This is a genomic window from Herbiconiux moechotypicola (assembly GCF_024979255.1).
Classification (GTDB): domain Bacteria; phylum Actinomycetota; class Actinomycetes; order Actinomycetales; family Microbacteriaceae; genus Herbiconiux; species Herbiconiux moechotypicola.
Genome location: NZ_JANLCN010000003.1, coordinates 129,036 through 149,479 on the forward strand (window position 1 = coordinate 129,036; position 20,444 = coordinate 149,479).

Genomic DNA, 20,444 nt, shown 5'->3' on the forward strand with positions numbered 1-20,444 from the left:
CCTTGTGTTCGCTCTGCGCACGCTCGTGCGCTACTCGCACACAATTCTCCCGCCGTCGAGCACGCGGCGCAAGACCCGATCAGGGAGAGTGGAGAGATGAGCCTCCTCTCCACGGGTCTCGCGGTGCTCGCCCTCACCGCGGTGACGTTCGCCCTCGTCGCCCGGCTCCGCCTCGAACGCCCGTGGTTGCAGCCGTGGGCGATCGTGCGCGCGTGCGTGCAGTTGGGCATCCTGAGTCTGTTGCTCACGGGCATCATCGCCGACCCGCGCTGGGTGGCTGTCTTTCTCGTCGTGATGGTGCTGGCGGCCACGGCGGTCAGCGCGCGCCGGCTCGAGGTCGGGATGCGGGGCGCGGTCGTGGTGCTGCTGGTGATCGCCGTCTCAGCCGCCGTACCGCTCGGCGTGGTGTTCACCCTGGGCGCGGTCGGCGTCGACAGCCGCTCCGTGCTCGCGCTCGCCGGCATCGTGATCGGCGGCACCATGACGGTCACCACTCTCATGGGCCGCCAGCTGAACGCCGCACTCTCCACCCAGCACGACGAGATCGAGGGATGGCTCGCGCTCGGCGCCACACCCCGGCGCGCCACGCAACGACTGGTGCGGATGGCGGCGTCGACCGCGCTCGTGCCCTCCACCGATCAGACCCGCACCACCGGGATCGTCACCCTCCCCGGCGCGTTCGTGGGCGCCGTCTTCGCGGGGGCGTCTCCGCTCGAGGCCGCCCAGTTCCAAGTGATCGTGCTGAGCTGCATCCTGCTCGCCGCGGCCATCGCGGTCACGCTCGTCTCGGCCGCGTTCGGCGCCCCCGCCACGCTCCGCACGCCCGCCTCCGCCGCCACCGCCACACCGCGCGACGCGATCGACCCGTCACGAAGCGCCCCCTGACCCGCGCGAGAGGGCACTTCGCGACCGGTCGAGGGGGGTGGGGATGCGGGGCGGGATGCGGCGCAGGCGCGATGCGTGGCGCAGGCGTGGAGATGCAGGATGCGCGGGGCGGGCGGGCAGGATGCGCCGCGTCGAGTTGGTCGACGGTGGGACGGGATGAGCGGGGCCGGGTGCGGCCGGATGCGGTGGACGCGCGCGGGCGTCAGCCCCAGGTGCCCGCGGGGGACGCGACCTCGGGCACCGGGCTGTACGACCAGTGTCCGCCGTTGGCGTAGTGGGAGCTCGCCCAGGGCGACGCCCAGATGGCGGCCTCGATCTGCGAGGTGGGCGCCGACGCCGCGAACCCAGCGACGATCGCCGCGTAGCCCGAGTTGCCGTGCAGCGCGTTGCCCACGTTCTCGGCCGCGGTGACGAGGTTGTCGTAGCTGCCGAGCCCACTGCCGCCGCCCGACCCCCACCCGTTGTTCAGCGGGTTGTTGCGCAGCCACCAGTTGTCGGGACCATTCTCCTGCCGCATCCAGCGCAGCATGACGGTGACGTTCGACTCGCTCGTCGGGAACCCCGCCATGTAGAGCACGAGCACCGCCCAGTCGCGGTTGGTCGACCCCTTCGAGAGGTTCTCCAGCCCCGAGGTCGCGCCGAACCCGTCGCGCACCACGGATGCTCCGGCCACGTCGGACGGCACGGACAGCCCCTGCGTCGCCACGGCACCGGAGGCGAGCCCCGCCAGATCGAGAGCCCCGCCGGCACCCGTGCCGGCACCGCCCGGCCCGAGCGTGGTCTGCGCCATCGTCTGCGGCGTGGGCGCGATCACCACGAGCATCACGAGCGCCACCGCCGACGCGGCCGCCAGCACCGTCAGCGCGCGCCCCCACGCCCGCCCGGCCCTTCGGGAGCCGCGCGCACCACTGCGGAGGAAGAGCGACGCCATCAGGCGCCCCACGCTACCAGCGGATGCTCCCCGCCGCCTGGGCGGTCACCGCACGCGAAGCGCAGCGCGTCACCCCGTGTTCTGCAGCCCCGCCGCCACCCCGTTCACGGCGAGCAGCAGCAGCCGGTGCGGCGCATCCGCCGGATCGCTCGACCCCGACTCCCGCACCGCCCGCAGCGCCCGCAGCTGCAGCAGCGACAGCGCGTCCACATAGGGGCTCCGCAACCGCACCGCACGCCGCAGCACCGGCCGGTCTTCGAGGATCGTCTCGTGCCCGCTGGTGCGCTTCACCCACTCGGCCGTGAGCGCCATCTCCTCCTGCACGAGCGCGGCCAGGTCGGGCCGTTCGCCCAGGGCGAGGTAGCGCTCGGCGATGCGCGCATCCGTCTTCGCCAGCGACATCTCGACGTTGTCGATCATCGCCTGGAACAGCGGCCACCGCGCATAGGCGTCGCGCAGCACGGCCTCATCGCCCACGGCGGCGAGCGCCGAGCCGAGCCCGAACCAGCCGGTGAGGTTGATGCGCGCCTGCGTCCACGAGAACACCCACGGAATGGCCCTGAGGTCTTCGAGCGACTCCACCGAGAGCCCGCGCCGCGCCGGCCGCGAGCCGAGCGCGAGCAGCCCCACCTCCTCCATCGGAGTGACCTGCGCGAACCAGGGCGCGAAGCCCTCGGCCTTCACCAGCTCGAAGAACCGGATGCGCGAGGCCTCGTCCATGGTGGCCGCCACCGCCGCGAAGTCGTCGGCCGCCGCGCGGTTCGCCTCCTCGTTCGAGGGGCTCGAGGCCAGCAGCGTCGCCGCGGCCATCTGCTCGATGTGGCGCACCGCGATGTCTTTGTCGCCGTATTGCGCGAAGATCACCTCACCCTGCTCGGTGAGCTTGAAGCGCCCGTCGACCGACCCCGGGGGCTGCGCGAGCACGGCCTCGTTGGCGGGCCCGCCGCCGCGCCCGAGCGCGCCGCCGCGCCCGTGGAAGAGCGTGAGCACGATGTCGTTCTCGGCCGCCCAGTCGGCGATGCGCTGCTGCGCCGAGTAGAGCGCGAGCGTGGCCGACACGGGCCCGACGTCTTTCGACGAGTCGGAGTAGCCGAGCATCACCTCGATGCGCCGCCCCGTGGCCGCCATGCGCGCCTTCACCGGCTCGAGCTCGATCATCTCGCTCAGGATGCGCGTGGAGGCCTGCAGGTCGTCGAAGGTCTCGAACAGCGGGATGGCGTCGAGCGTGGGGGCGTCGGCGCCGAGCGCCGCCTCGGCGAGCTCGTACACGGCCGCGAGGTCGGCGGAGGACTGCGTGAACGACACGATGTAGCGGCGGGCGGCGTTGACGCCGTAGCGGCCCTGGAGGTACTTGATGGTGCGGTAGACCTCGAGCACCTCCTCGGTCATCTCGCCGCGGGCGCCGCCCGCGCGGACCTCCTCGAGCGCCTGCCGGTGCACCTTCGAGTGCTGCCGCACCTCGAGCTCGGCGAGGTGGAACCCGAAGGTCTGCACCTGCCACACGAGGTTCTGCAGCTCCCCGTTCGCGCTGCGTGCGGCACCGCCGGCGCGCAGCGACTCCTGCACCACCGCGAGGTCGGCGAGCAGCTGCTCGGGGCCGGCGTAGGCGAGCCCGTCTTCGCCGCGCCGCGTGGCCGCGATGCGCTCGGCGATCACGAGCACCACGCGCCGGTGCGGCTCGTTCGGCGCCCGGGTGCCGATGGTGGAGGTGACCCGGCCGGCGATGCGCTCCTGCTCGGCGGCGAGTGCGACGAGCGCCTCGCTCGGCGGGGTGTCGGCCTCGTCGAGGGTGAGGGTGCGGCCGATGCGGTCGGCGGCGTGCTCGAGCCCGAGCAGCACGTGCTCGGCGGCGATGGCCGCGGCGGCCTTGGTGGTCTCGGCGGTGACGAAGGGGTTGCCGTCGCGGTCGGCGGCGATCCAGCTGCCGAGTCGCATGAAGGCAGGCGCGAGGGCGGGAGCCCGGCCGGCGTCGGCCCCGAGCATCCAGTCGTCGAGCAGTCGGTACACCTTCGGCACCGTCTGGAACAGCGTCTGGTCGAAGATGGCCATCGAGGTGCGCACCTCGTCGAGCGGGGTGGGGCGGGTGGTGCGCAGCGGCGAGGTGCGCCACAGCACCTCGATCTCCTCGAGCAGACGCCGCTCGTTCTCGGCGAGCGCCGAGGCGCCGTCCTCGGCGTCGCGCTGATCGAGCAGCTCGCTGATGCGCCGGATGCCCGAGGCGATGGCGCGGCGGCGGGCCTCGGTGGGATGCGCGGTGAGCACGGGATGGAATCGCAGCGACTGCAGGCGCTCGGCCGCCGCATCCGGACCCAGCTCTTCGGTGAGCTTCTCGATCGCGGCGGGCAGCGAGTCGGGGCGCGGGGCGTCGGCGCGCAGCACGCGCACGCGGTGGTGCTCCTCGGCGAGGTTGGAGAGGTGGAAGTAGCAGGTGAAGGCGCGAGCGATCTGCTCGGCGCGCTCGGGGGTGAACGACTCCACGAGCGCCTCGGCGTCTTCGATGGAGGCGTCGCTGTCGCGCTCATAGGCGTGGATGACGAGGCTGCGCAGCTTCTCCACGTCGGCGAGCAGCTCGTCACCGCCGGCCTCGGTGAGCACGCGGCCGAGCAGCGCTCCGAGCAGGCGCACGTCGGCGCGCAGGTCGCGATCGACCTCGTCGCGGACGCTCTGGCGGGTGAGATCGGTGCTGTCGGCGGGTGGTTCCAACTCGCTGTTCACCCTCATCACGGTAGTGCCCGGTCACTCCCCGCGAAAATCCTGCCGTGTTCGACGGCCTCCCTCCCAGCACCGGCACCGCCGGAGGACTACCGTTGACCCCATGTCCTCCCCCAGCGCCGACGACTCGGCCGACCAGTCCACCGCCCCCACCGGCCCGTCCTTCGCAGACCTCGGCCTCGACGACGCGGTGCTGAAGGCCCTCCGCGACGTGGGCTACGAAACCCCCTCCGCCATCCAGGCGGCCACCATCCCGCCGCTGCTCGCGGGGCGCGACGTGCTCGGCACCGCGCAGACCGGCACCGGCAAGACCGCGGCGTTCGCGCTGCCCATCCTCTCCCGCCTCGACCTGGCGCAGAAGACGCCGCAGGCGCTCGTGCTCGCCCCCACCCGCGAGCTCGCGCTGCAGGTGTGCGAGGCGTTCGAGAGCTACTCGGCGCACCTGCGCGGTGTGCACGTGCTCCCCGTCTACGGCGGGCAGGGCTACGGCGTGCAGCTGTCGGCGCTCCGCCGCGGCGTGCACATCGTGGTGGGCACCCCCGGCCGCATCATGGACCACCTCGACAAGGGCACCCTCGACCTGTCGCAGCTGAAGTACCTCGTGCTCGACGAGGCCGACGAGATGCTCAAGATGGGCTTCGCCGAAGACGTGGAGACCATCCTCGCCGACACGCCCGACGACAAGCAGGTGGCGCTGTTCTCGGCCACCATGCCGGCGCAGATCCGCCGGCTCTCGGGCCAGTACCTCAACGACCCCGAGGAGATCTCGGTCAAGTCGAAGACCACCACCTCGGCCAACATCACCCAGCGCTACCTCGTGGTGTCGTACCCGCAGAAGGTCGACGCCCTCACGCGCATCCTCGAGGTCGAGAACTTCGAGGGCATGATCGTGTTCACCCGCACCAAGAACGAGACCGAGACCCTGGCCGAGAAACTGCGGGCCCGTGGCTACTCGGCGGCGGCCATCAACGGCGACGTGGCGCAGGCGCAGCGCGAGCGCACGGTGAACCAGCTGAAGTCGGGCAAGCTCGACATCCTGGTGGCGACGGATGTGGCGGCGCGCGGTCTCGACGTGGAGCGCATCAGCCACGTGGTGAACTTCGACCTGCCGATCGACACCGAGTCGTACGTGCACCGCATCGGGCGCACGGGCCGGGCGGGCCGCACCGGAGACGCGATCAGCTTCGTCACCCCGCGCGAGCGCCGCATGCTGGTGTCGATCGAGAAGGCCACCCGCCAGCCGCTCACCGAGATGAAGCTGCCGAGCGTCGACGACGTGAACGCCACGCGCCTCACCCGGTTCGACGACGCCATCACGGCGGCGCTGGCCGACCCGGAGCAGATCCAGACCTTCCGCGACATCGTGGGACACTACGTGTCGCACCACGACGTGCCCGAGGCCGACGTGGCGGCGGCGCTCGCGGTGGTGGCGCAGGGCGACACCCCGCTGCTGCTGGAGCCCGATCCCGAGCCGGAGCGGCGGTCGCGGTTCGACCGCGATCGCGACCGAGACCGGGACGGGGGTCGGGGCGAGCGCGGCGAGCGGGGCGACCGTTTCGAGCGCGGGGATCGCGGCGCCCGTGGCGAGCGGGACCGCGATCGCGACCGCGGGTCGCGCTACGACCGCGACGAGCGGGACGGTCGCGGCGACCGCTACGGCTCCGACCGCGACGACCGGCGTGCCCGCACCTCGGAGCGCTTCGCGTCGTACCGCATCGCGGTCGGCCGCCGCCAGCGTGTCGAGCCCCGCCAGATCGTGGGCGCCCTCGCCAACGAGGGCGGCCTCCGCCGCGAAGACTTCGGGGCCATCCAGATCAAGCCCGACTTCTCGATCGTCGAGCTCCCCGCCGACCTCCCCCGCGGCACCCTCGACCGCCTCCGCGACACCCGCATCTCGGGCAAGCTCATCGAACTCCGCCCCGACCGCTACACCCGCCGCCCCCGCGACTGACGCCCTGTGCGTCCTCCCCGCGATCGCGGGGGCGGGCGGCACCTGGGCGGCGACGCCCGAGGCGGCGGCCCGGTCGCCCGGCCTCAGCCGCGCGCCCTCAGACGGTCGAGTGCCGGCGCCGATAGGCCGCGGCCTTGACCCGGTTGCCGCACTCCTCCATGCCGCACCAGGCGCGACGGGACCCGCGGGAGCGGTCGACGAACACGCGGGTGCATCGATCGCGACCGCACTCCTTCACGACCAGCGCGGGATCGGCCACTACCTCGACGGCGTTGCGGGCGAGCGCCGAGAGCACCTCCCGGGGAGATCCGAGGTGCTCGACCCCCTCGGCTCTCAGCACCGGGCGCACACTCGGGGTGGCGGCGAAGCGATTCACCGTGGCCACCGCCTCCTCGGGGGGCGCGGTGGCGCTCAGTCGCGCGGTGATGGCGGCGTAGATCGCCTCGCGCAGCTCCCGTGCCTCGAGGAGATCGGCGGTCGAACTGGTGATCGGCGCCGAGACGATACCCGACTGGAGCGCCCAGTCATCGAGATCGGCCGCCACGACGAGCAGCTCCTCCGGCGCGTCGCGGCGCCATTTGAGGGTGCCAGCGAAGTCGAGCGCCGCCTCACCACTGACGAACACGTGTGTCACGTCACCATCTTGACCGGTGACGGGAGTTCATGCAAGTATCGTCACCACTTGAACCGGTGACGCACGCGGGCGCATCGGCTCTCCTGCACATCCAGACGCCGATCCCACCGGCCATCGACCCCCGATTGGAACGCTCATGCTGACCCCCGACGACTACTGGTACTTCACCGATCGTGCCCTGCGAGGTCTCACCGACATCGTGCGCGAGCTCGGCGATGACCTCGCGAACCGGCGCCCGCCGTTGCCGGGCGCCAACAGCCCGTACGCTCTCCTCACGCACTGTCTGGGAGTGGTGGACGCCTGGGTGGGCGGATTCGTGGCCGGGCGCCCGATCGACCGCGACCGCGACGCGGAGTTCGTGGCCGAGGGCTCCGTGACCGCCCTGCTGACCCGGGCTGAGGAAACGCGGGGCCGGTTCCTGCTCGACCTCCGGGCCGCCGATCCGTCCGCCCCGCTGAAGGCGCAGCCGCCCGCCGACTTCGAGGGCCCCGACCGCGGGCTCGACGCGGGCGCCGCACTGCAGCACGTCTACGAGGAGCTTGCCCAGCATCACGGGCAGATGCAGCAGATGCGCGACCTCCTTCTCGCGGTCGAGCGAGGCGATCTGGTGGTCGCGCGGTGAGCGGCTCGAGCCCGTTCGACCGGATCGACGAGGGCCGCCTGCGCAGCGGTGCGGGCGTGAAGTGGGGCGCCGTCGCCCCGGAGGTGCTGCCCGCCTGGGTCGCCGACATGGACTTCGGCATTCCGGGAGCCGTGCGCGAGGCGCTCTCCCGAGCCGTCGCGAGAGAGGACCTCGGCTACCCGTTCTGGCCCGGCGGCGACCCTGTCGTGCTGTCGTTCGAACGCCGGATGCGACGGTTCGGCTGGACACCGGAACCGGGTCGCACCCGCGTGTTCACCGATCTCATCCAGGTGCTGCAGGTGATGATCGAGCACGCCACCGAGCCGGGCGACGGCGTTGCGGTGCACGTTCCGGCCTATCCCCCGTTCCTCGCCGCCATCGAGCGCTCGGGGCGGCGTATCATCCCCATCGCAGCCCGGCTGGGTGCGCGAGGATGGACCTTCGACGACGAAGGGCTCCCCGAACGTCTGCGCCGCGACAGCTGCCGGCTGCTGCTGCTCGTCAACCCCCACAACCCCACGGGTCGCGTGTTCGACCGGCACGAACTGACCACGCTCGCGACGATCGCCGCCGATCTTGACCTCGTCGTGCTGAGCGACGAGATCCACGCCGACCTCACCTATGGTGATCGCGAGCACATCCCGTTCGCCTCCGTGTCGCCCGATGCCGCCGCACGCACCATCACGGCCACGAGTGCCACCAAGGCCTTCAACATCGCCGGGATGCGCTGCGCCGTGGCGCACATCGGCCCCGACGAGGTGCGCGACCGCATCGAGCGGGAGCCGCTGGACTACTTCGGCCAGCCGAGCATCCTGAGCCGGGTCGCCACCTGTGCGGCATGGGACGATTCGGGTCCCTGGCTCGACGGGCTTCGGCTCCGACTTGCCGAAAACCGTGCCATCGTGGCCGACTGGGTAGAGTCGCGTGCTGGTGTGGCGCACGTGCAGCCAGAGGCGACCTACCTCGCCTGGCTCGACTTCGGGGCGACAGCGATCGGATCGGACCCCGCGGGCATCCTCCACCGACGAGGCGGGGTGCTGCTGAGCGAGGGGGCGGAGTTCTCGCAGCACACGATCGTCGACACCCGGTCGTTCGCCCGACTCAACTTCGCCACCTCGGAGCAGGTGCTGCTCCGCGCGCTCGCGCGAGTCGATGCGGTGCTCGACGGCGCACCTGACGGACTGCTCGACGGGCCCGGCCATGCGCCGCGCCGATGACGACCGCCGGGTTCGAGAGCTCCGCCGCGATCGGGTGATCGAGTGCCTCGCCGCCCAACCAGGACCCTGGACCACGGGCGATCTGGCCGTCACGGTGAGGATTCAAGGATCGACCCTAGACCGTGTGCTCGGCGGCCTGGCAGACGAGGGCGCCGTGCTGTCGACCAGGCGAATCGGGTTGATGGCCGGCCCGATGCTCTTCTCGCGAAGCCCTCACGCCCCGGCGAGATGGGCCACCACCTTCGGGGCAGTGATCGAGCCCTACCTCTCCGATACCGACATCGTGGCGGGGACTCCGCTGGAGCTCGCCGTGTCGACGAGAACACGCCTCCTGCTGCTCGCCCGGTACGAGCGGACGGCGGGCCTGGTCTTCGCTCGCGGGGACGGCGGTGCGGCGCATCCCGAGAGCGCGACGCTCGATCGGGCGAGCGCCGCCTCGATCCGCACGCTCCGCGGGCGACTGCTGCTGGGTACACCGCGCGGCGCCCCGCCGACGACCGTCTCGGAACTCCGGCCCGTGGCACAGCGCCTGCAGCGGGCGCTGGCGCGAAACTACCCGCTCGTCTGCGGGCGCACCGAGGTGCCCGACTCCGAAAGCCTCACGACCCTCGCGTGACCACACGTGCGGGGCGTCGCGGGGCGGGTGGCCTCGGGCAGGTCAGGGTGGGCGGGTGACGGATACGCGGCGGTGCAGCATACTGGGGCGGTGGCGGTGTGCCGCGAGGGATGCGCTGCCCTCGCGCCGGAGTCGCAGAGGGAGGGCGCGTGGCCGGGAGTGACGCAGACGGGGCGACCACCGCATCCGGCAGGGTGCCGATCGAGCCGCAGAGCATCGACGCCCCGCTCACACAGTCGGCCGTGTTCCTCGTGCTCACGGTGGGCGACGACCCCGGTGCCGTCGCCCAGGTGCGCGATGTGCTGGCCGGGCTCGACGAGCTCGTGAAGACGGTGTCGTTCCGCGATCTCTCCTCGGCGCTCACCTGCACGGTCGCGATCGGCGCCCGCGTGTGGCCCGCTCTCGTGCGCCGGCCGATGCCGGCCGAGCTGCACCCGTTCCGGCCGGTGCGCGGCAGCACCCACACGGCGCCGTCGACCCCCGGAGACCTGCTGTTCCACATCCGGGCCGACCGCCGCGACCTGTGCTTCGAGTTCGAGCGCATCCTGCTCGACCAGCTGGGTGCGGCCGTGACCGTCGTCGACGAGACCATCGGATTCCGCTACTTCGACGTGCGCGACCTGCTCGGGTTCGTCGACGGCACGGCCAACCCGGTGGGGCGCGAACTGCCCGAGTCGACGATCGTCGGCCCCGAAGACCCGGCGGGCGAGGGCGGCAGCTACGTGGTGGTGCAGAAGTACACGCACCCGATCGAGGCCTGGCGGGCGCTCAGCACCGAGCAGCAGGAGGCGATCATCGGCCGCACGAAGGCCGACAACATCGAGCTCGACGACGCCGTCTCGGGCCAGAAGTCGCACAAGACGCTCAACACCATCACCGACGACAGCGGCGAGGAGGTCGACATCCTCCGCGACAACATGCCCTTCGGCAGCCCCGCCTCGGGCGAGTTCGGCACCTACTTCATCGGCTACTCGCGCCGCCTCTGGGTGATCGAACGGATGCTCGAACGCATGTTCATCGGCGACCCGCCCGGCCTGCACGACCGCATCCTCGACTTCTCCACCGCCCTCACCGGCAGCACCTTCTTCGCCCCGAGCGCCGACCTCCTCGCCTCCCTCGACGACGACCCGGCCGCCGCCGACGACGCCTCCGCCACCGTCAACGACTCACCCGACGCCGCCACCGACACCGATGCCGCTCCTGCCCCGGCCTCTGCCCCACCGCCCGGCCCGGCCTCGGCCGCGCCCGACGGCTCGCTCGGCCTCGGGTCGCTCAGACCCTGATTCCCCGCCACCCCGAGAGGACCACCCCGTGAACCATCTCTTCCGCGACCTCGCCCCCGTCACCCCCGACACCTGGGCGATGCTCGACGACGAGGCCCGCACCCGCCTCGCCCCCGCACTCGGCGCGCGCAAGCTCGTCGACTTCGAGGGCCCGCTCGGGTGGGAGCACTCCGCCACCTCGATCGGCCGGGTCGGCGCCGTCGCCGACTCCCCCGCCGACGCGGTCATCGCCCGCTCGCGCGTGGTGCTGCCGCTCGCCGAGGTGCGCGCCGAGTTCACCCTCTCGCGCGGTGAGCTCGACGCCGCGGCGCGCGGGGCCATCGACGTCGACCTCACCGCACTCGACGAGGCGGCCGCGCGGTTGGCCGCCGTCGAGAACTCGGCCGTGTTCAACGGCTGGGACGCGATGGGATTCGCCGGCATCATCCCGTCGAGCCCGAACGCGCCGATCACCCGCGACGACGACCCTCAGCGCTTCGCCCAGCAGGTGGCCGCGGCGGCCGCCGAGCTGAAGCGCTCGGGCATCGGCGGCCCGTACGGCTTGGCGCTCGACACCGACGCCTGGGTGAACGTGGAGGGCGGCAGCGACACGGGCGGCACGCCACTCATCGAGCACCTCAAGCGCATCCTCGACGGCCCCGTGGAGTGGGTGCCGGGCATCGAGGGAGCCGTGCTCGTGAGTCAGCGCGGCGGCGACTTCGTGTTCGAATCGGGGCAGGACATCGCGCTCGGCTACAGCCACCACACCCCCGACGCGGTCACCTTCTACCTCGAGGAGACCTTCAGCTTCCGCATCGCCACCCCCGAGGCGGCCGTAGCGCTGCGGTAACACCGGTCACCACCACTGCGGCCACGTCTCCACGGCCGCCGCGATCTCGCGCTCGATGTTCGCCAGCGTGTCGTAGCGCGCCGAGGCGGCCGCCATACGCCCCGCCGCAGCCCCGAACCCCGCGTCGCGGTCGAGCACCCGCTCCACCGCGCCCCTCACGGCCGCCGCCGTCGGCGTTCCCGTGTGCAGATCGACGCCCACCCCCGACCACGCCACCCGCGCCGCCACCTCCGGCTTGTCCTCGGTGTCGCCCGCCACCACCAGCGGCACCCCCGCGGCGAGCGCCTGCTGCACCCCGCCGTATCCGCCGTTCGTCACGAACACCGAGGTCAGCGGCAGCAGCCGGTCGTAGGGCAGGTACGACGCCACGCGGGCGTTCGCCGGCACCGGGCCCAGCGCATCCGGAGCCCGCCCGCCGAGTGACACGACCACGAGCACGTCGAGTGCGGCCAGCCCTTCGAGCGTGGGGCGGATGAGGCGCTCGAGATCATGGTTGTCGATCGTGCCCTGCGTGACGTGCACGACCGGGCGGGTGCCGTCGAGGTCGCCCCACCACTCCGGCAACGCGGCTCCGGCCGAGCCGACCGCACCGCCCGAGCCGCCCGGCGCCGCGGCGGCCCCCAGCGGCATCGCCCCCACGAACACCGTGTTCGGCGCCAGGTCGCTGCGCGGGTACTCGAACTCCGGCGGCGAGAGCTGCATGAACCGGTCGAAGGCGCTCGAGATGTCCATGACGAACAGCTCGAGGTGATCGATGCCGAGCCCCGCGAAGATCTGCTCGGCCACCCGCTGCGTGCGCCGGAACAGGATGCGCCGGGCCACCACATCGAGCACCCGGTTGCGCACGCGCCCCGGCAGCGTGGACGACGGCGGGATGCCCGTGCCGGCCGGTGCGACGTCGCGACTGCGCTGCGTGAGCGGCGTGACCCCCAGCGCCAGCACAGGAGGTCGCGGGCCGTCGCGCAGCAGCAGCGGCCCCACTCCCCCGAAGGCTCCGTCGACCAGCACGGCGTCGGGCCGCAACTCGTCGACGATCCGCTGCACCGAGCGGTACTGGTCGGGGATGGTCTTCACGAAGATGTTCTGGATGTCGTACTGCGCCTGCGCCAGGCCCCGGTAGCGCTCCCGCTCGGGCAGGTAGCTCGGCACGTCGCGGTCGTCGAAGTCGGCGATGCCGTCGAGCGGGCGGAACTCGGCCCCCGCATCCGTCACCCGGCGCGCGAAGCGGCTGCCGGTGAGCATGACGACGCGATGCCCACTGCTCACGAGATGAGCGGCGGCGGTGAGCAGCGGGCTCACGTGACCGTGGATGGGCGAGCTGCACACGAGGATGGTGGACACGAGAGATTTATAGCACGAATTTATTCATTGACGTATAGCTCTAACCAATGTAGGAATGCAGCCATGACATTCCTCACCTGGTGGTTCCGCCTCGTCGGCCTCGTCAACATCGTGCTCGGCGCGATGTGGCTCCCGTTCCTCAACGCCCCTCGCCTCGAACTCACCGTGCCGGGGTGGGACGCGCCCATCGGCGGCACTGCGTACCGCGGCTTCCTCGACTTCACGATGCTGTTCGGGCTCGACCTGCTCATCCTCGGCGCGTTCCTCATCGCGGCCTCGTTCCGGCCGTTCGAGAGCCGCATCGTGGCGTGGCTCGCCATCGTGCTGTCGATCGTGCGCGGCATCCTCGACGACCTCTACATGATCGCGGCCGGCTACCCGCTGCCCGGCATGCTGGCGTTCATCGCCCTGCACCTCGCCATCGTCGTGACGGGCCTGTTCGCCCTGCGCGCCGCCGGGCGGTCGCGGAGGACCACCGCCTAGGATCGGCACCATGGCACCGCGCAGCTACTCCTCGCCCATCCGGGAGGAGACCTCGGCGTACACCCGCCGCCGGATCGTGGAGGCCGCGGCCACGCTGTTCTCCCGCGACGGCTACCAGGGCACCACCATGGCGGCCATCGCGAAGGAGGCCGGCGTCTCGGTGCAGAGCGTGCACCTCGCCGGCCCGAAGAGCGCCCTGCTCATGGCCGCGTTCGAGCTCGCGCTGGCCGGCGACGAGGGTACGCACCCGCTGCACGAGCGCCCCGCGGTGGCGGCGATCATGCAGCTACCGCCCGCCGAGGCGCTGCCGGCCTACCTCGCGTTCCTCGCCGAGGCCAATGCCCGCACCGCAGGCATCGACCGCGCGCTCTACGTGGCCGCCGAGACCGACGAGACCGTGGCCGCGCTCGTGGCCGACCTCAACACCCGCCGGCACGCCGACATCGGCGCGGCCATCGCCTGGAGCGCCGCCCACGGCCTCCTGCACGGCGACGTCGACCCCGACGAGCGCACCGAGGTACTCACCCACCTCGTCTCGCCCGACACCTTCCGCTTCTTCACCCAGGAGCGCGGCTGGAGCGTCGACCACTACACCCGCTGGCTCGGCGACGCCATCCAGCGCCTCGTCTTCCGCACTCCCGGCTGACCCCGCGGCTCCGGATGCGCGGGGCGAGCGGATGCGCGGGCCAGACCCGCGGCTCCCTCAGCGGCGGCGCTCGCCCGGCGTGAGCTCGAAGGCGCTGTAGCTGGTGTCGTCGGGGTTGAGGGTGACACCCGGCGGCACGAGCTCGTCGATGCGGTCGAGCACCTCCTCGGAGAGCACCACGTCGGCGGCCGGCAGCTGCGAGACGAGCTGCTCCATCGTGCGCGGCCCGATGATGGCCGAGGTGATGCCCGGGTGCCGGATGACGAACGCCAGCGCCAGCTCGATCATCGTCAGCCCCGCCTCCTCGGCGAGCGCCGAGAGCTGCGTCACCACCTCGAGCTTGCGCTGGTTCGCCGGGCTCGTCATGTCGAAGCGGGCCGCGGGCCGCGCCGACGAGGTGGGGGCCGCATCCTTGCTCCACCGTCCCGAGAGCCATCCGCCGGCGAGCGGGCTGTAGCTCAGCACCCCCATGCCGTGCCGGCGCGCGGTGGGCAGCACGTCGGCCTCGATGCCCCGCACGAGCACGGAGTACGGCGGCTGCTCGGTCACGAAGCGCTGCAGCCGGCGGTCGCTCGCCACCCATTGCGCCTCGACGATCTGGCTGCCGGTGAACGACGACGACCCGATGTAGCGCACCTTGCCCTGGTGCACCAGGTCGGTGAGGGCACCGAGCGTCTCCTCGATGTCGGTGTCAGGCGTGGGCCGGTGCACTTGGTAGAGGTCGATGTAGTCGGTACCGAGGCGGGTGAGGGAGGCCTCCACCTCCTGCATGATCCACTTGCGGGAGCCGCCGCGGCGGTTCACGCCCTCGGCCCCGACGCCACCCATCGGCATGAAGAACTTGGTGGCGAGCACCACGTCGTCGCGGCGCCCCGCGAGCGCCTTGCCGACGATGCGTTCCGACTCGCCCGCCGAGTACACGTCGGCCGTGTCGACGAAGTTCACCCCCGCGTCGAGTGCGGCGTGGATGACCCGGATCGAGTCGGACTCGTCGGGATTGCCCCACGGCCCGAACATCATCGTGCCGAGGCAGAGCGGGCTCACCGAGACTCCGGTGCGGCCGAGGGGACGGTAGTCCATGGAGGTTCCTTCCGATCGTGGTGCTCTTCGCACGCTACGCCGCCACCCGCCGCGGGTGACAGGCACTGCCGGTACCCCCGCGGCGCCGTCAGCGCAGGCCGGCCGCCCGCAGCTGGTCGCGCACGGCCGCGAGCACGTCGGCGGCGGGCGCGGCGGCGGGGGCACTCGCCATCGCGAGATACAGCACTGCCGAGACCACCCGCGCGAGCGCCGCCGCCCGCGCCGCATCACGGGCCGGCGCGGCGCCGGCGCCCGTCACGGCACCGGCGAGCACCCCGGCCACGGCCTCCTCGGTCTCGGCCACGATCGCGAGCGCCGCCTCGCGCTGCGGCTCCCCCGGCGCGCCGAACACCATCTCGCGCAGGTAGTGCCGCCCGTTCTCCACGTGCATCCGGTTGCACTCGACGACGGGCGTGACGAGCGCCATCACCCGGTCGAGATCGCCGGATGCGCGCGACGCCGTCTTCCGTCCCCGCCCGAGCGCCTCCGCGTAGCGCGCGTTCTGCACGAGCAGCAGCAGCTCGCCCTTGGTCTTGGCGTAGAGGAACACGGTGCCGGCCCCCACGCCGGCCCGCTCGGCGACGGCCTGGGTGGTGACCCCGTGCATCCCGTGCGCGTCGAACAGTTCGCCCGCGGCCTCGACGATGCGGTCGAGCTTCTGCTGCTTGTTCAGCGCGCGGCGCCCGACGGCCGTCACAGGTTGATCATGTGCCCGGTCAGCCCGTGGAACGCCTCCTGCAGCGCCTCGCCGAGCGTGGGATGTGTATGCACGTTGCGGGCGAGCTCGGCGGCGGTGAGGTCCCACTTCTGGGCGAGGGTGAGTTCGGGCAGCAGCTCGGCGACGTCGGCCCCGATGAGGTGACCGCCGAGCAGCTCGCCGTACTGCGCATCCGCGACGAGCTTCACGAAGCCGCCCGCCTCGCCCAGCCCCTGCGCCTTGCCGTTGGCGGTGAAGGGGAACTTCGCCACCTTCACCTCGTGCCCCTCGTCGCGCGCCTGCTGCTCGGTGAGCCCGAAGGAGGCCACCTGCGGCTGGCTGAAGGTGGCGCGCGGCATCATGCGGTAGTCGCCGAGCGTCATGGTCTCGGCGCCGGCGATGGTCTCGGCGGCCACGACGCCCTGCGCCTCGGCCACGTGCGCCAGCTGCAGCTTGGCCGTGACGTCTCCGATGGCGTAGAGGTGTGGCACCGAGGTGCGCATGTGGTCGTCGATGGCGATCGCGCCCCTTTCGGTAAGGGCGACGCCGGTGCGCTCGAGGCCGTAGCCCTCGGTGCGCGGGGCGAATCCCACCGACATGAGCACGCGGTCGGCGCGGATGCTCGTGCGCTCTCCGCCCGCCGGCGTGTACTCGACCACGACCGACGAGCCCTCGTCGGTGACCGACTCGACCTTCGTGGAGGTGAGCAGCGTGATGCCGAGCTTCTTGTACTGACGCGCGATCTCCTTCGACACCTCCGCATCCTCGTTGGGGAGGGCGCGGTCGACGTACTCGATGATCGTCACCTGCACGCCGTAGTTGACGAGCACGTAGGCGAACTCCATGCCGATGGCACCGGCCCCCACGATCACGATCGACCCGGGCAGCTCGCGCGAGAGGATCTGCGACTCGTAGGTGACCACGTTCTCGCTGAGCGCGACGCCGGGCAGCAGGCGCACCACCGAGCCTGTCGCGATGATCGCGTCGTCGAACGTGACGGTGGTGGTGCCACCGCCCGTGAGCGCGACCTCGATGGTGCGGGCGTCGACGAAGGTGCCGAGCCCGTCGAGCTCGGTGATGCCGTTCTTCTTCATGAGGTAGTGCACGCCCTTGACCCGGCCGTCGGCCACCACCCGGGAGCGGTCGAACGCGGCTCCGTAGTCGAAGCTCACCTCTCCCGAGATGCCGAACAGTTCGGTCTGCTGCGTGACGGTGTGGGCGAGCTCGGCGTTGCGCAGCAGCGCCTTCGAGGGGATGCAGCCCACGTTGAGGCACACCCCGCCCCAGTACTGCTTCTCGATGACGGCGACGCTCTTGCCGAGCTGCGCGGCGCGGATGGCGGCCACGTACCCGCCGGGCCCGGCTCCGAGAACGACGACGTCGACGTGCTGCGCGGTCATGGGGTCTCCTTCAATTCTGAGTGCACTCAGAATTGTACGCCCCGCCCGCCGGGTCGCGTCGGCCGCGCGCGGATCAGGAGCGGAAGTACGCGTTGGCCCGGGAGGTGTAGAGCATGATCAGTCCCACCACGGCGAGGAGGGCCGACACCACGGGGCCGAGGATGGTGGCGGGCTGCGCGAGCAGCACGTAGATCGCGTTGGCGATGGAGAGCAGCAGCACGATGGTGGTGAGCACCCGGGCCACACCGCTCCCCCGCAGCAATCCCACGCCGACCGCGATGGTGATGACGCCCAGGATGATCGAGATGATCGCCGAGGCCGCGAGCGGACCGGCGAGCTCGCCGCCCGCGGGCGCGGCCACGAGCGAGAAGATGCCGCCAAGCAGGGTGAACAGGCCCTGGATCCACACGATCACGGCGACGAGGGTCACTCCGGCAGGGCGTCTGGCCATGGCCCCACACTACCGACAGTTTCACCCAGCGCGAGGGCGCCACCGCGAGTAGGGTGCGAGCATGCCCGTCACGCAGAGCACGGTCGACGACGACCAGCACAGTCTCACCATCGAGGGCGAGTTCGCCGCCCCGGTCGACCGCGTCTGGCAGCTGTGGGCCGACCCGCGGCAGCTCGAGCGCTGGTGGGGCCCGCCCACCTGGCCGGCCACCTTCCGCGAGCTCGAGCTCCACCCGGGGGGCACCGCCCACTACGTGATGACGGGCCCCGACGGCACCGAGGCGGGCGGGATGTGGAACGTCACCGCCGTCGACGCCCCCACCTCGTTCTCGTTCGACGACCGCTTCGCCGACGCCGACGGGCATCCCCTCCCCGACATGCCCGTCACGCACGGCACCGTCACCCTGGAGCCGATCGGCGGCGACGTCGTGGCCACCCGCATGCTCGTCGTCTCACACTACGACACGGCCGACGAGCTGCACCGGGTGCTCGAGATGGGCATGGAGGAGGGGATGCGCCTGGCCGCCGGCCAGATCGACGCGCTCCTCGCGGAGTGAGCGCTACGGCATCGTGAGCACGGCCTTCACGGCCACGCCCGACTGCGTGTCGGCGATCGCCTGCTCGATCTGCTCGAACGGGTACCGCGTCACCAGCTCGTCGAAGGGGAACAGCCCCGCCTCGAACAGCGCCAGCATCTCAGGGATGAAGATCTGCGGCACCGAGTCGCCCTCGATCGCCCCCACCAGCGTCTTGCCGGCGCCCGACACCAGCCCGAGCGGCAGCACCGCATCCGGCTTCCCCACGCCGAGCAGCGCGATGGTGGCCCCGAAGCGGGTGGCCGCCACGACGTTCTGGATCACCTGCGGCACTGCGGTGGTGTCGACGCCGTAGGCGGCTCCGAGCCCGTCGGTGATCTCGAGGATGCGCGCGACGACGTCGTCGGTGCGGCCGTTCACGACGTGGGTGGCGCCGAGCTTGGTGGCGAACTCGAGGCGCTCGGGCAGCACGTCGACCGCGATGATCGTGGTGGCGCCGGCGACCTTGGCGGCCATGATCGCCGAGAGGCCCACGGCGCCGGTGCCGCTCACGACCACGCTCGATCCGGCGGGCACGTCGAGCGTGTTCAGCACGGTTCCCGCGCCGGTCTGGATGCCGCAGCCGAGCGGCCCCACGATGTCGAGCGGGATGTGCGCAGGCACCTTCACGGCGTTGCGCTCGGCCACGATGGCGTGGGTGGCGAACGAGGACTGACCGAAGAAGGCTCCGTGCATCTCGCCGCCGTCGGGTGCGGTCATGGTGCCGGAGCCGTCTTCGCGCACGCCGGCGACGTTGAGCAGCATGAACTTGAGGCAGTACGCCTCGCGGCCGACGAGGCAGTTGGCGCAGTGGCCGCACGAGGCGAACGACACCGCCACGTGGTCTCCGATGGCGAAGTCGGTGACGGCCGAGCCGACCTGCTCCACGACGCCCGCACCCTCGTGCCCCAACACCGTCGGGAAGGCGGCCGGGATGTGACCGTGCACGACCGCGAGGTCGGTATGACAGAGGCCGGTGGCGACGATCTTCACGAGCAGCTCGTTCGGCCGGATGTCGTCGAGCACGACGTCTTCGAAGGAGAACGGGGAGTCGAGGCCGCGGAGCACGGCGGCGTGGGCGGTGGTGGTCATGGTGTGCCTTTCTCGGGATGACACACCTCAGCCTACGCTTCTCTGACAGGTGTCAGATAGTTGCCGAGAATCGCTATTGATTGCATACTAGATACCCAGAAGAAACCAAGGAAGGGATTCGGCGTGAGCACAGTGGCCTCCGACGCCTGCGATCGAAACGACGTGTACGCAGCAGCCTGCCCCTGCCGCGAGATGCTCGACCTGCTCGCCAACAAGTGGTCGGCGCTGGCGATCGGCACGCTCGAAGACGGTCCGCGACGCTTCGGCGAGATCAGGCGCGAACTCCAGGGTGTGAGCCCGAAGGTGCTCTCCGCCACACTCAAGCGGCTGGAGGACGCCGATCTCATCGACCGGAAGGTGTTCGCGGAGGTCCCTGCCCGGGTCGAGTACTCGCTCACACCGCTGGGGCACAGCGCGGCCGCGCCGCTCGCCCACCTGCGCAATTGGGTGAACGAGTCGGTCACGGCGCACTGAGCTCGGTTCAGCCCCGTCCGACCGCGGTGATGACTCCGCGGGCGATCACGTGGGGCAGGATGGCGAACGACACGAACGCGGGGGTCGACTCCGAGTCGATTCCGAGCTCGCCGACCCCGGCCACATCGAGGGCCTGCACCGAGAGCGCGTAGTGGTCGACGGCACCAGCCGGCGGGGCCGATCCGATGAACGCGGCCACCCGGGCGTCGTTCTTGACGACCCACGCCCCGGCGGGCAGGTCCGCGATTCCGGTCTCGAGCTTCGCCGTCTCAGCCGGCAGATCGACGACCATCCAGTGCCAGAAGCCCGACGGGGTGGGCGCTTCGGGGTCGTAGAGCGACACGACGAAGCTCTTCGCCCCGTCGGGAACGCCGGTCCAGGCGACCTGGGGCGAACGGTCCTCCCCTCCGGGCACTCCGAAGATCGCAGAGTACTGGGGGGTGGCGAAGTCGCCGCCGTCGGCGACATCGGTGCTGGTGACCGTGAGTGCCGGCACGGCGGGCAGGCGATCGAAGGGGGTGGTCAT

At 71.6% G+C, this 20,444-nt stretch carries 21 protein-coding genes; 11 read left to right on the forward strand and 10 right to left on the reverse strand.

The window, feature by feature from the left end; translation table 11 throughout:
• Positions 1–96 precede the first annotated feature (96 nt).
• Complete coding sequence (locus tag N1031_RS05700; RefSeq protein ID WP_259478638.1) at positions 97–885, forward strand: ABC transporter permease; 789 nt, start codon at positions 97–99, stop codon at positions 883–885.
• A gap of 202 nt (positions 886–1,087) precedes the next feature.
• Here the strand turns inward: N1031_RS05700 and N1031_RS05705 are convergent, their stop codons facing one another.
• The gene (locus N1031_RS05705) at positions 1,088–1,828 is read right to left on the reverse strand and encodes a hypothetical protein (RefSeq protein ID WP_259478639.1); all 741 of its coding nucleotides are present in this window, start codon (positions 1,826–1,828) and stop codon (positions 1,088–1,090) included.
• 57 nt (positions 1,829–1,885) lie between these two features.
• Complete coding sequence (locus N1031_RS05710; RefSeq protein ID WP_375163611.1) at positions 1,886–4,537, reverse strand: phosphoenolpyruvate carboxylase; 2,652 nt, start codon at positions 4,535–4,537, stop codon at positions 1,886–1,888.
• A gap of 94 nt (positions 4,538–4,631) precedes the next feature.
• On the opposite strand from N1031_RS05710, the gene N1031_RS05715 reads away from it, so the two are divergent.
• Complete coding sequence (locus tag N1031_RS05715; RefSeq protein ID WP_259478641.1) at positions 4,632–6,479, forward strand: DEAD/DEAH box helicase; 1,848 nt, start codon at positions 4,632–4,634, stop codon at positions 6,477–6,479.
• Between the two features lie 97 nt (positions 6,480–6,576).
• Here N1031_RS05715 and N1031_RS05720 read toward each other — a convergent pair whose 3' ends face one another.
• Positions 6,577–7,113 (reverse strand): CGNR zinc finger domain-containing protein, encoded by a 537-nt coding sequence (locus N1031_RS05720; protein ID WP_259478643.1) that lies wholly within the window; start codon positions 7,111–7,113, stop codon positions 6,577–6,579.
• Between the two features lie 136 nt (positions 7,114–7,249).
• Here N1031_RS05720 and N1031_RS05725 point away from each other — a divergent pair, with 136 nt between their 5' ends.
• The 5 genes from N1031_RS05725 (at position 7,250) to N1031_RS05745 (ending at position 11,680) form a co-directional block, all read left to right on the forward strand.
• Positions 7,250–7,735, forward strand: a complete 486-nt coding sequence (locus N1031_RS05725) for a DinB family protein (RefSeq protein WP_259478644.1) — start codon at positions 7,250–7,252, stop codon at positions 7,733–7,735.
• Positions 7,732–8,952 (forward strand): MalY/PatB family protein, encoded by a 1,221-nt coding sequence (locus N1031_RS05730; RefSeq protein WP_259478645.1) that lies wholly within the window; start codon positions 7,732–7,734, stop codon positions 8,950–8,952. Before N1031_RS05725 ends, N1031_RS05730 begins: the two co-directional genes overlap by 4 nt.
• Entirely contained in the window at positions 8,936–9,568 is a 633-nt protein-coding gene (locus N1031_RS05735) for a hypothetical protein (RefSeq protein WP_259478646.1), read from the forward strand. The genes N1031_RS05730 and N1031_RS05735 overlap by 17 nt, the downstream gene beginning before the upstream one ends.
• A 149-nt stretch (positions 9,569–9,717) precedes the next feature.
• Complete coding sequence (locus tag N1031_RS05740) at positions 9,718–10,851, forward strand: Dyp-type peroxidase (protein ID WP_259478647.1); 1,134 nt, start codon at positions 9,718–9,720, stop codon at positions 10,849–10,851.
• 28 nt (positions 10,852–10,879) lie between these two features.
• Complete coding sequence (locus tag N1031_RS05745) at positions 10,880–11,680, forward strand: family 1 encapsulin nanocompartment shell protein (RefSeq protein ID WP_259478648.1); 801 nt, start codon at positions 10,880–10,882, stop codon at positions 11,678–11,680.
• Between the two features lie 6 nt (positions 11,681–11,686).
• Here N1031_RS05745 and N1031_RS05750 read toward each other — a convergent pair whose 3' ends face one another.
• Complete coding sequence (locus tag N1031_RS05750; protein WP_259478649.1) at positions 11,687–13,021, reverse strand: glycosyltransferase; 1,335 nt, start codon at positions 13,019–13,021, stop codon at positions 11,687–11,689.
• Positions 13,022–13,084: 63 nt separating this feature from the next.
• On the opposite strand from N1031_RS05750, the gene N1031_RS05755 reads away from it, so the two are divergent.
• Together N1031_RS05755 and N1031_RS05760 are read left to right on the forward strand one after the other, a co-directional pair.
• The gene (locus tag N1031_RS05755) at positions 13,085–13,504 is read left to right on the forward strand and encodes a BphX family protein (RefSeq protein ID WP_259478650.1); all 420 of its coding nucleotides are present in this window, start codon (positions 13,085–13,087) and stop codon (positions 13,502–13,504) included.
• A 10-nt stretch (positions 13,505–13,514) separates the two neighbouring features.
• Positions 13,515–14,150, forward strand: a complete 636-nt coding sequence (locus N1031_RS05760) for a TetR/AcrR family transcriptional regulator (RefSeq protein WP_259478651.1) — start codon at positions 13,515–13,517, stop codon at positions 14,148–14,150.
• A 57-nt stretch (positions 14,151–14,207) separates the two neighbouring features.
• On the opposite strand, the gene N1031_RS05765 is transcribed toward N1031_RS05760, so the two are convergent.
• The 4 genes from N1031_RS05765 to N1031_RS05780 form a co-directional block, all read right to left on the reverse strand.
• Positions 14,208–15,230: an aldo/keto reductase gene (locus tag N1031_RS05765; protein ID WP_259478652.1), complete on the reverse strand. Its 1,023-nt coding sequence runs from the start codon at positions 15,228–15,230 to the stop codon at positions 14,208–14,210.
• 88 nt (positions 15,231–15,318) lie between these two features.
• On the reverse strand, positions 15,319–15,927 hold the full coding sequence (locus N1031_RS05770) for a TetR/AcrR family transcriptional regulator (protein WP_259478653.1): 609 nt from the start codon (positions 15,925–15,927) through the stop codon (positions 15,319–15,321).
• The gene (lpdA, locus tag N1031_RS05775; protein WP_259478654.1) at positions 15,924–17,327 is read right to left on the reverse strand and encodes a dihydrolipoyl dehydrogenase; all 1,404 of its coding nucleotides are present in this window, start codon (positions 17,325–17,327) and stop codon (positions 15,924–15,926) included. Before lpdA ends, N1031_RS05770 begins: the two co-directional genes overlap by 4 nt.
• Before the next feature lie 73 nt (positions 17,328–17,400).
• Complete coding sequence (locus tag N1031_RS05780) at positions 17,401–17,778, reverse strand: hypothetical protein (protein ID WP_259478655.1); 378 nt, start codon at positions 17,776–17,778, stop codon at positions 17,401–17,403.
• Between the two features lie 61 nt (positions 17,779–17,839).
• Between N1031_RS05780 and N1031_RS05785 the strand changes: the two genes are divergently transcribed.
• Complete coding sequence (locus tag N1031_RS05785) at positions 17,840–18,334, forward strand: SRPBCC family protein (RefSeq protein WP_259478656.1); 495 nt, start codon at positions 17,840–17,842, stop codon at positions 18,332–18,334.
• A gap of 3 nt (positions 18,335–18,337) precedes the next feature.
• On the opposite strand, the gene N1031_RS05790 is transcribed toward N1031_RS05785, so the two are convergent.
• Entirely contained in the window at positions 18,338–19,444 is a 1,107-nt protein-coding gene (locus N1031_RS05790) for an NAD(P)-dependent alcohol dehydrogenase (RefSeq protein ID WP_259478657.1), read from the reverse strand.
• A 123-nt stretch (positions 19,445–19,567) separates the two neighbouring features.
• On the opposite strand from N1031_RS05790, the gene N1031_RS05795 reads away from it, so the two are divergent.
• Positions 19,568–19,918: a winged helix-turn-helix transcriptional regulator gene (locus N1031_RS05795; protein WP_259478658.1), complete on the forward strand. Its 351-nt coding sequence runs from the start codon at positions 19,568–19,570 to the stop codon at positions 19,916–19,918.
• 7 nt (positions 19,919–19,925) lie between these two features.
• On the opposite strand, the gene N1031_RS05800 is transcribed toward N1031_RS05795, so the two are convergent.
• On the reverse strand, positions 19,926–20,444 hold the full coding sequence (locus N1031_RS05800) for a YbhB/YbcL family Raf kinase inhibitor-like protein (RefSeq protein WP_259478659.1): 519 nt from the start codon (positions 20,442–20,444) through the stop codon (positions 19,926–19,928).

What these genes read in the sequence shown, in the direction of transcription:
- N1031_RS05715 (WP_259478641.1), top strand. Translation starts at nt 4,632, where the DNA reads ATGTCCTCCCCCAGCGCCGACGACTCGGCCGACCAGTCCACCGCCCCC.
- N1031_RS05800 (WP_259478659.1), bottom strand. Translation starts at nt 20,444, where the DNA reads ATGACCACCCCCTTCGATCGCCTGCCCGCCGTGCCGGCACTCACGGTC.
- N1031_RS05710 (WP_375163611.1), bottom strand. Translation starts at nt 4,537, where the DNA reads ATGAGGGTGAACAGCGAGTTGGAACCACCCGCCGACAGCACCGATCTC.
- N1031_RS05765 (WP_259478652.1), bottom strand. Translation starts at nt 15,230, where the DNA reads ATGGACTACCGTCCCCTCGGCCGCACCGGAGTCTCGGTGAGCCCGCTC.
- N1031_RS05725 (WP_259478644.1), top strand. Translation starts at nt 7,250, where the DNA reads ATGCTGACCCCCGACGACTACTGGTACTTCACCGATCGTGCCCTGCGA.
- N1031_RS05785 (WP_259478656.1), top strand. Translation starts at nt 17,840, where the DNA reads ATGCCCGTCACGCAGAGCACGGTCGACGACGACCAGCACAGTCTCACC.
- N1031_RS05700 (WP_259478638.1), top strand. Translation starts at nt 97, where the DNA reads ATGAGCCTCCTCTCCACGGGTCTCGCGGTGCTCGCCCTCACCGCGGTG.
- lpdA (WP_259478654.1), bottom strand. Translation starts at nt 17,327, where the DNA reads ATGACCGCGCAGCACGTCGACGTCGTCGTTCTCGGAGCCGGGCCCGGC.
- N1031_RS05780 (WP_259478655.1), bottom strand. Translation starts at nt 17,778, where the DNA reads ATGGCCAGACGCCCTGCCGGAGTGACCCTCGTCGCCGTGATCGTGTGG.
- N1031_RS05760 (WP_259478651.1), top strand. Translation starts at nt 13,515, where the DNA reads ATGGCACCGCGCAGCTACTCCTCGCCCATCCGGGAGGAGACCTCGGCG.
- N1031_RS05790 (WP_259478657.1), bottom strand. Translation starts at nt 19,444, where the DNA reads ATGACCACCACCGCCCACGCCGCCGTGCTCCGCGGCCTCGACTCCCCG.
- N1031_RS05735 (WP_259478646.1), top strand. Translation starts at nt 8,936, where the DNA reads ATGCGCCGCGCCGATGACGACCGCCGGGTTCGAGAGCTCCGCCGCGAT.
- N1031_RS05755 (WP_259478650.1), top strand. Translation starts at nt 13,085, where the DNA reads ATGACATTCCTCACCTGGTGGTTCCGCCTCGTCGGCCTCGTCAACATC.